The organism is Mesorhizobium sp. M0991 (genome assembly GCF_040318915.1).
Classification (GTDB): Bacteria; Pseudomonadota; Alphaproteobacteria; order Rhizobiales; family Rhizobiaceae; genus Mesorhizobium.
In genome coordinates this window covers 1-13,356 of record NZ_JAMYNE010000066.1, presented here as the reverse complement: position 1 = coordinate 13,356, position 13,356 = coordinate 1, and the positions used below count along the sequence as shown (strand labels likewise).

5 protein-coding genes and 2 pseudogenes are annotated in these 13,356 nt (G+C 57.4%); 3 read left to right on the top strand and 4 right to left on the bottom strand.

All coding sequences use genetic code 11. The annotated features are described in order from the left end of the window. A partial coding sequence (gene tnpC, locus NKH70_RS34765; protein ID WP_353027392.1) for an IS66 family transposase occupies nt 1-1,548 on the top strand: 1,548 nt, incomplete at its 5' end. A 2-nt stretch (nt 1,549-1,550) separates the two neighbouring features. Continuing rightward, nucleotides 1,551-1,784, top strand: a complete 234-nt coding sequence (locus NKH70_RS34760; RefSeq protein WP_023731894.1) for a hypothetical protein — start codon at nt 1,551-1,553, stop codon at nt 1,782-1,784. Between the two features lie 71 nt (nt 1,785-1,855). On the opposite strand, the pseudogene NKH70_RS34755 reads toward NKH70_RS34760, so the two are convergent. Both NKH70_RS34755 and NKH70_RS34750 read right to left on the bottom strand, forming a co-directional pair. Continuing rightward, a pseudogene (locus NKH70_RS34755) lies at nt 1,856-1,996 on the bottom strand (nucleotidyl transferase AbiEii/AbiGii toxin family protein); the annotation flags it as partial. Next, nucleotides 1,954-2,847, bottom strand: a complete 894-nt coding sequence (locus tag NKH70_RS34750) for a type IV toxin-antitoxin system AbiEi family antitoxin domain-containing protein (protein WP_352791437.1) — start codon at nt 2,845-2,847, stop codon at nt 1,954-1,956. The gene NKH70_RS34750 and the pseudogene NKH70_RS34755, both read right to left, overlap by 43 nt. A gap of 284 nt (nt 2,848-3,131) precedes the next feature. On the opposite strand from NKH70_RS34750, the gene eruA reads away from it, so the two are divergent. Next, nucleotides 3,132-7,238 carry an NACHT domain-containing antiphage protein EruA gene (gene eruA / locus NKH70_RS34745; RefSeq protein ID WP_353027391.1) on the top strand — a complete coding sequence of 1,369 codons (4,107 nt, stop codon included), beginning with the start codon at nt 3,132-3,134 and terminating at the stop codon, nt 7,236-7,238. 16 nt (nt 7,239-7,254) lie between these two features. Here the strand turns inward: eruA and NKH70_RS34740 are convergent, their stop codons facing one another. Together NKH70_RS34740 and NKH70_RS34735 are read right to left on the bottom strand one after the other, a co-directional pair. Beyond that, on the bottom strand, nt 7,255-11,880 hold the full coding sequence (locus NKH70_RS34740) for a hypothetical protein (protein WP_353027390.1): 4,626 nt from the start codon (nt 11,878-11,880) through the stop codon (nt 7,255-7,257). A gap of 987 nt (nt 11,881-12,867) precedes the next feature. Further along, nucleotides 12,868-13,166 (bottom strand): annotated as a pseudogene (locus NKH70_RS34735) (IS110 family transposase); the annotation flags it as partial. Between the last annotated feature and the right edge of the window lie 190 nt (nt 13,167-13,356).

Below are 13,356 nucleotides of genomic sequence, written 5' to 3'. Positions count from 1 at the left end.
GCCAGGGCCAAGGCATCGGATGATGCGGCGCTGATCGCGCATCAGCATCTGACGATCCGGAAGCTGCAGCGGGCGCTGCATGGTCGGAGTTCTGAACGCTCAGCCCGCCTGCACGACCAGATGGAACTCACCTTCGAGGAACTCGAGAGCACCGCGACGGAAGACGAGATCGCCGCCGAACAGGCCGCGGCCCGGACCACCGAGGTGGCGCCTTACATGCGCAAGCGACCGGCGCGCCAGCCATTTCCCGAGCATCTGCCGCGCGAACGCGTGGTCGAGCCGGCGCCGGCCGCTTGCCATTGCTGCGGCGGTCATCGGCTGCGCAAGCTGGGTGAGGATATCACCGAGACGCTGGAGGTGGTGCCGCGGCAATGGAAGGTGATCCAGCACGTGCGGGAGAAGTTCACCTGCCGCGACTGCGAGACGATCAGCCAGGCTCCGGCGCCCTTCCACGCCACCCCGCGCGGCTGGGCCGGTCCCAGCCTGCTGGCGATGATCCTGTTCGAGAAGTTCGGCCAGCATCAGCCGCTTAACCGCCAGGCCGAACGCTATGCCCGCGAAGGCGTGCCGCTCAGCCTGTCGACGCTCGCCGACCAGGTCGGCGCCGGCGCCGCGGCGCTGATGCCGCTGTTCAAGCAGCTCGAAGCCCATGTGCTGGCCGCTTCGCGTCTGCACGGCGACGACACGACGGTGCCGGTCCTGGCCAAGGGCAAGACCGATACCGGCCGATTATGGACCTATGTGCGCGATGACCGACCGTTCGGCGGCGCCGATCCGCCGGCGGCAGTGTTCTACTATTCCCGCGATCGCCGAGGCGAACATCCCGCGACGCATCTCGCCGGCTGGAGCGGTATTCTGCAGGCCGATGCCTTTGGTGGTTATGGCGATCTCTATGCGACGGGTCGTCAGCCGGCGCCTGTTCTGGAGGCCAGCTGCTGGGCCCACAGCCGGCGCAAAGTGTTTGAGCTGGCCGATGTCGAAGCGGCGGCGCGCAAGAAGGCGCACGGCGAGAAGCCCAACCTGGTCTATCCGCTGGCGGTCGAAGCCGTGAAGCGCATCGATGCCCTGTTCGATATCGAGCGCGCGATCAACGGCCTGTCGCCGGCCCAACGCCACGCCGTGCGCCAAGAGCGGAGCGCGCCGCTGGTCACCGAGCTCGAGCGCTGGATGATCAAGACGCGCGACAAGCTCTCGCGCGGGCACGACCTGACCAAGGCCTTCAACTACATGCTGCGCCGCTGGTCATCCTTCACCCGGTTCCTCGACGATGGGCGGATCTGCCTATCCAACAATGCAGCCGAGCGAGCCCTGCGCGGCATCGCTCTCGGCAGAAAGTCCTGGCTCTTCTGCGGTTCCGATCGCGGCGGACAGCGCGCGGCCGTTCTCTACAGCCTGATCGTCAGCGCCAAGATGAACGATGTCGACCCGCAGGCCTGGCTCGCCGACGTCCTCGCCCGACTGCCCGCCTATCCGGCCCATCGGATCGATGATTTGCTGCCGTGGAATTGGAGATCCGCAAAATTGCGGACCCAACCAGCGGCGGCCTGATCATGCAGCGCAATAAGGTGCATCACGTCTACACCGTCGATCGTGTCGCCAGGGACCTCGGCGTCAGCGAAGCGCTCATCCAGGACCTGACCCTCGGTCTCGAGCCCGAGGACGGCGTCATCTGGGTCTACGGCGCCAACGATGACGACGGGATCTTGGCCTTCACCGATGAAGGCATCGAGGAGGTCAAACTCCTCCTCGAAGAATATCATCGCGTCTCCCCAAAGAAAGCTTGACCCCAGCACTCCGGTGCTCAGGTTCTCCTGGCTGCCGGATGCGCACGTCTGCGGTCTTCACCGGATGCGTACACGGAGAGCCGCGGCAGATCGCGAACGAAGAGATTGATGGCGGTGCCGCCTTTGAGGGCGAAACACGTCTCCGCCGCGACCAGCGGCAAGACACGCGTCAGGAGTCGGACTGGTCTGTAATAAGGGCTGGTTGTGTCCACATCTCCTCCGGAACCGTTATGCGGTATTTTGGATCGAGTCTGCCGCCTCTGACCAGCATTCTGTTACCGCTACCAAGGCCAAGCTCATCAAGCGCTTCGGGTTTGGGAAGCTTCTTCAGCCAGGCGTAGGAATGACGCTCGGCCATCCAGTAGAACAGCCTGCGCAATTTGACGCTCGTGCACTTGCGCAAGAGTTGCTCCATGCGCCTTGGTGAGAGCGTGGTCATGCCCTGGAGAAGCTGGTCGGCGTGCTCGAAGGATATGGCGCCCGGCACGTCCATCAGGACTTCAAGGTAAGCCCGCTCGGGCGATGACATGGTGAACGGCCAAGCGCCTGTCCGCTGACCCGGTATGCTGCTATCCACGAGCGTTCGCTCGTTTGTGTCGTACTCGCGGTTGACGAGGCCGGAACCGCCTAGCGAGGAGAGACGATTGTGGCGAACGAACTGGACTGAAGGCAGCGCACTCCCTAGCCAGGCCGGCAAAACGTCTTTGCCGTAAAGATGGACCGCGCGTTGCCTCGACAATGGCAGGTAGTGCGCAAATCCTTGCAATTCGAGCGCTGTCAATCCGCCGACACTTAGATCCGTGCGGAAGATGGTCTGCAGTGCGGTGACGATGCCCTGCCAGGTAAGGTGTGTACTGGGGCGTATATAGACACCGGACGCGACCAGCGTGAGCTGCCTGCTTTTGACCAGATTATCGAGCGCGTGGCGATCGAAGTCCGGATTCTGCTCGGACAGCCAACGCTTCGTCACCGGTAGCCCCTCAGGCACCAGGTTTCGCAGCAATTGTCTTCGGTCGGTGTTCGTTGGCATAGGTTTAAAAAACACTTTCGATGCGGCGATCATCGCCGTATTTTGCGACTCTCATAAACTATCACTTTTAAAGTGAATTTACAATCTTTAAAAAATGCGGCGATGATCGCCGCAAATTTAAATATTTGCAAACAAGCACTCTACTCAATACGCGAGGCTCAGCGGGTTCTTTCGTGTTCGTCCGATAGGCGCCGCGCGTCAGCACGATGGAGTTGACGGGAACTACTGAACGAATCCAGGCACACGCCAGTCACGTGCGTTCCACCAATCTTAAATTGCAGCTTGGGTGAGACATTGGCGGCGCTTATGCTGCATGAATGGACCAAAATTATATTCCACGATCGCTCTATCACGGGGACAGGATCATTTCAGAGGCGGCTTTGCTCGCCGAAGAGGCACTCATTGTTGTGCTAGCAGAACCAGGTGCTGGCAAGAGCGATCTTCTGACGAGCATGGCCGCCCATTTAGGTGGTGAATTCTGCACAGCAACCAGCTTCCGTCACCGCTCGGTGATAGCCGAGGTTCCGTCATTGGTCATCGATGCTCTCGATGAAGTGGCCCGTATAGACCAATCTGCAATTGATCAGATCATCGTCAAGGCAAAGGAGTCGCAGGCGGGTATCGTCGTGCTGGCCTGTCGCTCCAGTGAATGGGACCCGGCACGAACCCGGCTTTTGCAACAGTGCTTCGGCTCTGAGCCGGCCGTGGTACGGCTTTTGCCGTTTTCCGAAGCGGAACAGAAGCTGCTTTTTGAAGCCTATCTTCCGGGAGAGGATTTCACAGCGTTCCTCAATGAAGCTGCTCGCTTCGAGCTCGTGGCGCTTTTAGGTAATCCACAATTTCTCAAGCTCTTCTCTGACGCCTATGTGCAGAGCGGTCGGAAGTTCGTGACAAAAAGCAGGATTTTCGTTGACGCGGTCGAGAGGCTGACCTCGGAGCGAAGCGCATCGCCAAAACAGCGCGGACGGCCGCCCTCTGATGCAATTATCCGCGTCGGAGAAGAGCTCTTTGCAAAACTGCTGTTATCGGGATCAACAGGCTTATCTTCTGTAGAGCAGCCAGGCGATATGGATTTCCCGTATCTGCGGGCGGTCAGCACCGCTGACCTGTCATTGTTGCAATCCACGCTCGACACGCGGCTCTTCAAACCATCAGCCACACCCGCGAGGCACGAGCCGGTGCATCGCATCGTTTCAGAATATTGTGCCGCACGCTATCTTGCGACACGCATTGACGATGCTACCGATCCGCTTTCCCTTGGCCGGTGTCTCGCGGTAATCGCGCCCAACAGCGTAGTGCGCGACGAGCTTCGGGGCATGCTCGGATGGATGGCGGCTGTAGGAAGTCCCCATATCCAACGGGCTTGTATCGACGTCGACCCTTATGCGGTGCTGGCCAACGGCGACCCGTCGCAACTTACGTCGTCATCCAAGCATCTTCTCATGACACGACTGCGCGAGCTCTCAAAAATCGATCCGTATTTCCGCCGCAGCGACTCCTGGCGGCGATTTAGCGTGGCTGGCCTCTTCAGCGTCGATATGGTCGATGACCTGAAAGAGCAGCTGACTGGCGACAAAGTCGCGCCCGAGTTGCGCGATCTTCTTCTCGAACTTCTTCAAGCATCCGACGCTATCCCGCCCCTCGAAGAAGAGCTTTGCTGCATCATGCTCGACGCTGACAACCAGTTGTCGTCTCGTATGCGTGCGCAGCACCTTCTCACGGAATTGCCGGACCGCGACCGCGGGCCGGATGTCACAACCCTGATTGCGATGGGCGATACAGCCTCGTTGCGTATCGCGACTGATATCATCACCGAATTGGGTATGAAGGTGATCGGAAGGGAGCAGGTACTCGCCTTGCTCCAAAGAATTGCAGCAACAGGGAAGGTCAGGAAACGACGCGATCAAGCGGCGCCGGAGCTTCGTTTTTACGTGAGGCAGTTTATCAGCACGTTCGACCTGCCCGGCACAGAATGGCTTCTCGACGAGCTTACCCGTGGCCTCACCTGCACATGCGGTGCAACACGCGAACATCGATGCAATTGTCGTATCGAGGTCAGCAAGATCGCCGGCTCACTGCTTGACCAATATTTCAAGCTGTCGACCAAAACACATGCGCCAGACAAAATTTGGGGATGGACGAAATCTCTGACGTTTGATCGCACCAAATCGTCAGATCAGAGCATCGCAGTGCAGGCACTGACCGAGAACGACGAATTACGGCAGGCGATACATCGGCTCGCTTTCGCAGGTTGTGCTGACGACAAGGACGTATGGGACGTTCGGATGCGCCTCTCGATGAGCCAGCGTCATTCGGGGTTGCAGATGAACCTACGTGATTATCGTGCCCTGCTCGACCATGCCTTTGAAACGGGCAATGCCGCATTGTGGGGCGGATTTTATTCCATGCATAACATTTATTCGGAAAAGAAAGGTCCAGACGATTTCCGGGCCTTGATGCGCAGGCAAGGACGCGAACGATCAGAGCTGCTCAGAATCTGGTCCAAGCGTGAGCGTGAAACCCGTTCATTGATAGACAAGGATCGGTATCGCTGGCCGAGATCAAACCGTAGATGGCAACGCAAGGAAGATCAAACCAAACTAGCGAGGCTAGCCTTTTTTCGAGAAAATTTGGCAAGAATCGAGGCCGGTGCGCACTGGGGTGCACTCCGACTGATTGCCGACTACTACCTTCTCCAACCCGAAAAGATGGGTGAGATATTCGATGACGTTCGCAGCGCTGACAGAGCGCTTCTGAACAGCTTCCCCTTGCTCGACGAGCATGTTCCGACTCTATCAGCTCTTTCTCAACAACGGAAGGCGGTCACGCGGGTGCTGCACGCCGCATGTCTCGCATATTTTCGCGGGTCAGGAACTCTTGAGCGGATCGATCGTAAAGTCCTTGCCGCCGTGAAGACTGATTTGGGGGGGTATGGTGGATATGGGGAAGGAGAAGGCAAGGCTTTGGAAGCCGAGATCGATCGACTGCTGTTTGGGGATCTTTCGGATGTCGAAGCCTATGCGCGAGAATTTATCGAACCCCAGCTAACTCAACCGGGCGACCCACCTACCGATGTCGGCTGGCTTCGTCACAAACAGGCATTCAAACCTCTTCAAAAAACACTGGCGTTGGAATGGCTGGAGCGGTTTCCGGAAATGCCCAAGGGGGCCAGAGATACGCTCTTTGACATCTGTGCGGAGCATGCTGATCGCTCAAGACTACGGCACTTAATCGAACAACAATGTGCGGCGTGGACCGGGCGTGAAGCTACGACCGACGACGAAAAGTCCGACCAAAAATTCTGGTTTCTGCGGGCACTATTCTTCCTAGAAGATCCGCCGGGAGCTGTTTGGGAAGCGCTAAAGGCTGATCCGCAGACGATAACCCGTTTGGAGCATCGAGCGGGCCGGTTTTATCGGGATGACGCGGTGGGGTGGCCTGTGCTCTCGGCCAAGAAGGTATTTGCAATCTTAGACGCATACGTCGATGTATGGCCGAAGGTCTTTCTACCCAGCTCGTGGGGTACGGGCGACCCGCCCGGCGAAACGGCCTATCGCTTTCTGAGCGATGTGGTTCACCTAATAGGACGCGATTCTCCTGATCAGAGCCTCCCGGTCCTGGACAAGCTTTTGTCCGATGATCGCTTTGCTGATTTCCACAGGGATGCCCGCAGCATGAAAGCTGCGGCGCACCGGAAACAGGCGCTACAGGATTTTCGAACGCCCTCTGCAAAGGACATCGTCAATTTTCTCGACCATAGCAAGATCGCCACCGTGGAGGATTTGCGTGCATTGTTGGTTGAAGAACTGGTGGAATACCAGCGATGGGTTCAGGGCGCCGAGACCGACCCGCTCAACATGTTCTATCCGGGCGGCGAGCACCTCGATGAAAATAGTTCGCGCGATCGGATCGTTGACCGGCTACAGGTGAAAATGTCGGCCTTGAACCTCTCGGTCACAATCGAACATCACATGGCGCATGCGAACCGATGCGACATCACAGCATCAGTGATTATTGACGGTCGACGGCGGCTGCTCGTCATCGAGGTCAAAGGGCAGTGGCATTCAAAGCTCTTTTCAGCCGCCTCGGCGCAGCTTCACGACCGCTATAGCGTGCACCCTGATGCGGCGGATCAAGGCATCTATCTCGTTCTATGGTTCGGGGCAGGTGAGAAAATCGCGGGGCGTAAAGACTTATCCATAACGACGACGGCACAGCTAAAGGACGCTATTATTGAACAGATGCCGGTCGATCTACGCCGGGTCATCGACGTGGTCATACTGGATCTTTCGCGAAGACCTTGCGGCTCGGGGGATGCAACGGGGGTGCGCAGCGACCCCCTTGCCAAGAAGGTGCGGAAAAAGCGTAGTACACCCGCACACATTTTGCGAAACGCGCGAACGGAGTTCGTTTGGTTCATCTGAACCGCGTTCGGATGCTTCAATTCAGCTTCATATTGCGAGGCCAGAGGCCGTCGACAAGCTTTTGGTCGAGGAATTTCTCCCCCATATCCTTTTCGCGTTTCTCTATCGCTCGCTTAAGTTCAGAGCGCTGTCGCTCGAATATGATCTGAGAATGATGGTTCAGTTTACATCCATCAAGCATCCGCCAGACGCGACGGTCAGCACTGCTCTTGAGGAGTTCGAAATCCGCTGACGCGGATATGCCATTGTCGGCTGACCTGAACTGCTCCAGCCAATGAACAATTGAGCGGCGGCGCTCCCTCCATCCTTCGGCATAGCGCCAGACATTTCCGAGCCAAGACGCCTGTATGTCCAGGCGCTCTAGGTCTTCGACACGCGGCGACGAAAGGCCCAGATAGCCCCGAACAATCATAGCCCGCCCCCGTCTCCAGATGGAGGGTGATTGGGCTTCAGAAATAGTCCAACCGATCAATCGCTGCTGGAGGTCTGGAGTCTCTGCGTGCAAGGTGCAATCGAGTAGCTCGCGGTCGTTTTCACAGAAGTCGAACGCTTCAATCTGAAGTGCCCACCCCTTGGGGCTCGTGCACGCGAAAGGCATGGTGAGAAGCCAGTCCGAGCCGAGGTTCGTTCGATATACAGTATGATGTCTCGTAGACAGGAGGTTACGCCATATCGAGGCAAAACGAATTGGGTCGCATTTGAGTCCAACGGAGACCATCGGATATAGGAGACCAGGCTCATGGACAGCGAGTTGATTCAGATTGTCAGCAGACTGAATCGAGAGGAAATCCGCAATAGCCTCAAAGGCGGTCGGCTCTGCGGTCCAGAGCGTTTCAAGGCCAGCGCTCGGAATGGTCCAGTCGGGACGCCGCCTGCCGCTTGCAAGGGTCGATTGATCCGAACGCTGAACAGCCTCAATTGCTTGGTCAATGATTTCTTGGCGCGCATCGGCATCGAACCCCAATCGAAATCGTTCGGCCAGCGTGAGAGCCGATTTATTGAGACCGTGCTGAAGCGTGACACTTCGAGTTTCCAGTTGAGTGTCATCGGTTGCAAAATTGGAAATGGACGTCGCCGGCAATGGTCGCTTCTCTGCGTCCAAGACTGACCGCAGTTTGGCGATCAAAATGGCACTGATCACCGCTGGCCCATCCTTTGTATTCTCGGCGGCGCGCACAAGATGGCGAGGATGAAGACGCCGAACCACCTCATTGAGGGAAAGCGACGCCTTTGCGAGAACCAAACTTCCCCAGAAGGCTTCATCATCGTCTCGGGCATTCCCGACAGTCCAATCCAAGGCGATCAACTCGGCAGCCGCCGCAGGCGCATCGGATTTAGCCAAAATCTCCAGTTCGGGCGCTCGGCAATGCGGAGATGATTGTCTCAGGCGCTCCAGCAATGCAGTGCGCAGGGCATTGGTCAAATCCACACCCGTGGCAGCCACCAAAAAGAGCGCACTTCGCAATCGATTTCGTTCGAGGCCGCCATGAATAGCTTTCGCCAATGCATCGAGCCCAGTGGCACTCGGAATGCTGAACGTCAGCGCCAAATCACGATAGATAACTTGCGACGGTTCCAAGCTCAGGAGCAGGCTAATCTGCTCGTCGCCGTCCTTTGCCAACAAAAATTGGGCCGCCATCCGCAGATTCGCGCTATCCGGATCGTCTCCAGGTATCGACATAAGCGGCACAAGGTCGGCTGCATCAAGTACCGACATTTCCATGATGATAACAAACATGGCTCTTTCCGGCGACACTTGGCCGGCCGCGACGTGACCCGAAAGTCGGCGCGTAATGGCTGCTCTATCATCGCGCGCTGCCCGGGCCAAAACGGGCATCCAATGCTCTAATGCAAGGGATTCGGAAGTGTGGCCCCTTGATTGATAGATTGCCGTAACGTCGAGATTTCTTGCAAAATCCGTGGCCTCGCGAACAAGGCTTTCCGGTAGTCTCATCTTAGGATGGAGTAGCCAGTCCCGCGCATATGACAAGCGAACATGAGGTTTTTCGGTTTGGTCGGCGACCTTCTGAATGGCTTCCTCGACGGTTGCAGGTCTTTCCCATACTGAAATTGTTTTGATTAACTCTTGTCGTTCGTCTCTAAGCCCAGATTTGTCAAAGGCGTCTGCAACGACGGTCATGGCCTGAGGCGTCCCAATTGCCCATCCAAGTGAACCTGCGGCATGCGCCATCAGAATGTCATTGCCCAAGGTGAAAGATTGCGCTTGTGACAACGCTTGATCGACTAGGGCGATCTCGGAGGGTTCGGCACCGCGCAGCAGCGCTGCGATATATTTATCGTCATGGTCTCCGTACCGAACAGACCCGGCTATGGACCAAACCCTTATCAAAGGCATCAGGTCATCACGACTGTGAAAAGCAAGAACGCTAACGGCGTAGCCAAAGGCGTGCGATCCATCAGGCTCTTCGCCATCTGCTATGGTGAGAGTTTCATCGGCCTCCTTGAACGGTTTATTCAAAACCAAGCGATCGCCGAGGCGTTTGCGCAGTCGCTCAAGTCGCTTTTCACGCAAAGCAGACCGGTCGTCTGTTTGCCCCAAGAATGGCCACTCCATTAGACCGATCAAGCCGGCCCAATGACGAGCACGTTCAATCAGTGCTACCCTCAATTCGCTCGCACCAGTGAGGGGTCTAATAATATAAGAAAGGCGTTCGGACGCCTCTGCGTCGCCTGCGAACCAGACGTATTCGGCGACATCCACAAGAGCTGTGTTTATGCGCCGTGAAATAGCAAGAATGTCGTCTTCGTGTTCGTCGGAAAGGTTTGGCCTATCGAGCCAAAGGGCGAATATCGCGGCTTGGGCTGCTCTCCTACCGTCCGCTAATGCGGCGGCCCAACTGGCAACTCGAAGCACTTCACAATCGAATGAGGCCCCGCCCCACGGCTCTATCCAGCTTCGAACTTCACTGACAATCTGTCCAATCGTCCAATCCGCAGGAAGTTCTAGCGCTCGGCGCCAGAGATCCCAGCCAAGTGCAAATGCCGCGAATGACAATGTTAGACGGGTATCTTCCCCGGACCGTTCGGCAAGCCCGCCGTCAACCAGTTCCGTAAGTGTTTGCAAGACGCGCTCTGGATTGTCCGCAAAAGGGTTTGCGTTCCGGACGGCGTGATGTAGGTCAGCCGTCGCTATTCGCGAAGGATTCGGCGATGCCTTATCGATTGCCTTTGCAACTTGCCGGAGTGCTTCCTTGAAATCGGGTTCCGCAAGGATGTCACGGTTTCGTGCCAGGCGGTCTTTCCAGTCCTCCCAATACAAGCGAGCTGGCGTGAACTCGCCCACTTTTTCAAGCTCTTCACGGTATCGGAGTGCTAGGTCGAAAAGTCGCGGACGGCGTAGCAATTCCGTCATTTCATCGGATAAAGAGGATCGGGGAATTTTGTGGTTCTTAAGACCTCGGTCGAGTTCCGCGTCTGCGAAGAGGCCTATACGGATAACCTGCGGTTTCTGGCTCAGTCCAACAAACTCATTGAAATCGTGCTCGAACGCATAGGGACGACACGTAGCAAGAACACGAACGCGCTGGCGATAGGGTTCGTCTTGCAGTCGCGTCAGCAACTCGGTCCAATCGCTCTTTCGTCGTTCGTTGAGACCGTCAAGAAAAAGTGTCACGATAGGGGCTTGGATATCGTCATAACTGAGCAACATCTCGGCTTTCTTGACCCATTCCGCAGGGGAGCGACCCAACATCATGCTGAGCGCGCAACTCATGAGTGTTATGGGGTCTTTCGAAACGGAAACCGCTTTGGTAACCGGAAGCAAGAGGGTCTCAGAGGCATTCTCCAAAAGCCAATGAAGAGCGGAGAGAGTCTTGCCAACTCCTTCGTCGCCGACAAAAAAGCAGGGATTTCCCTTTGTCGCCGCGGCTTTAATGCTTGCGCTGTTAGCATCGACCACATCACGGCGAACGAATTCGGCCCACGGGTCACCCAACCGTCCAGGGGCGGGTCTAGCCCTGAGGCGACGGACCAGTTTCTGCGGTTCCGACATCGTCTCTCGCCACCAGGCATCGACTGCCGCACGCAACGTCGCAAGCGTGAAATCGGGTCCCGAGAGTTTTTGGCGAAGCTCAAGAGCCCGCCCAGAGAAATTTGGCTCCCGTCTAAGGCGGTCGATTGCGGCTTGGGCTTCTGCCGGAAGCCGTAGGGCAGCGGCCTTTGGCGCCATAGCAATCAGTTGGACAAGGTCTGAGCCGCCCGTGGGCGGAGCGTCGAGCGTGAGAAGGCCGATTGCTTTTTCTTCCGCCTCGCGGCGGAGTGCTCGTTCAAGTTGCTCTGGGACAGGCCGACTAGCAGCGAGCACCCAAAGATCAGGTTTCGGCTCACGATGGGTCGCTTCAACGAAGCCACCGAGTACATTGCGCTGATTTAAAGAAGTAGTGTCTCGATAGAGCTTGGCTTCGAAAACCGTTTCAAACGGGCCTCGTGCACTTCCGTCACCCCCGTATTGGCTTCCGCTTCGCGAACAAAAGAAGCGTCTCCCACAGATTTCTGACAGCGCCTCGCCTACAAGATTCTCGAATTCGCTGTCTACTATGCTTTGCATATGCCGAAGCAGAACTTCTTCATCGAGCGGCCTTTTCGTTGCCCCGCGTTTCTTCCGGCTAGCCATTTTCTTCATCTTTCCCGCCAATATTTCGGAATAGATATCTGCATAGCATCTTACAAAGCAAGGCATCCTGTCCGGTCCGAGGGGCGCACTCCACGTTTCGATGACCCGTGTGCCTCCGAAGATCCGCAACTCATGTGGGGCGCGTTCGCAAAGGGAAATGGCGCGCGTCTGCAGTTCCAGATTCACCCTGGTGTGGCAGAACTTCGCCCGATCCACTATGAACAAAGCGGCTCGGTCACCGTCCTACGAGAGATCAACGACGCCCTCAAGCGGCCGGAGAGCCGCCGTTCAATCCTTGGACCATCTCCAAGATCGGCGCCTTCTATCTGAAGTCCACTGTGGTCATCGAAGACGAGGTCCGCTTGCTCGTTAAGCGTCATCAGGGTGGTGTCGATCTGACTTGCAGTGACGGTGCATTCCGGTATTGGCCAATTCCAATCGGAGAACCAAACCCGGTATGCCAACTAGACTTGGCGGAGGTGCATATAGCACCAGGAGCCGATCGGGCAGCGATCGAAGCTATTTTCAGAACAGCCGGTTTTCTGGAGTCGCCGTCGCTGGACCCTAACTCATTTATTGGCAACGAGGTGGTGGTTGTTCGCACCTTGCTGCCATAGCAGATACGCTCACTTGACCAATCTGCCCGAGCACCCCGACGACGCCGCAAGAACAGCAGTCTCTGATTGACCTCGCCACCGAGCTGTCCAGACTCTACGGATTCGCCCGCCAGATGAACGAGATGGACTTCGTGGCATCGCTCGGGGCGAGTTCCGCGGCATGCAGGACGCTGGTTGGTCCACCACGATCACTGCGGCTGAGGTCAGGGACAACCGGGCAGGTCGCAGGGGCGGCCAGCTACTAACGCGAGCTCTCAGCTCATCGAATACATCGGCCTGCCCGCACTTGGCGTGCTACCGGTGCCCCTGTTCCGGATGGTCGCACCATACGCCGAAAATCGCTCATCTCCAGCGGGGATCGGATGGCACCGTCATGATCATACCCGCTGGCATGGAGCTGCGCCAAACGCCGGCATCGATCTTGTCGGTCTTAATCCTGGCATGGGCGATCGCCTTCACCTGCATCGGGTTGGCGACAATCACCCGGCCGACATAGGGCGACAGAACCCGCACCACCGCCATGGCGTTGCCCGTGGCCTCGACGACAACCTCATCCGTCCGTCGCAAATTGCGGCCGAACCCTTCCAGTCCCGAGCGGGTCATGTCGAGCCGTTCGTGATGGCGCAGCCGGCCGTCTTCCCAAACCACCACCTCCGCAAAGGTGCGGTGGATGTCCATCCAATCACACGTCTCATCGGCTCCCTCTCCTCAACAATCGGGAGCCAGCGGGCGACGCGCCACCTACGGATCCGCGCTCTCGGCGCAACCGGGCAGGTCGCAGGGGCGGCCAGCTACTAACGCGAGCTCGCAGCTCATCGAATACATCGGCCTGCCCGCACTTGGCGTGCTCCCGGTGCCCCTGTCCCGG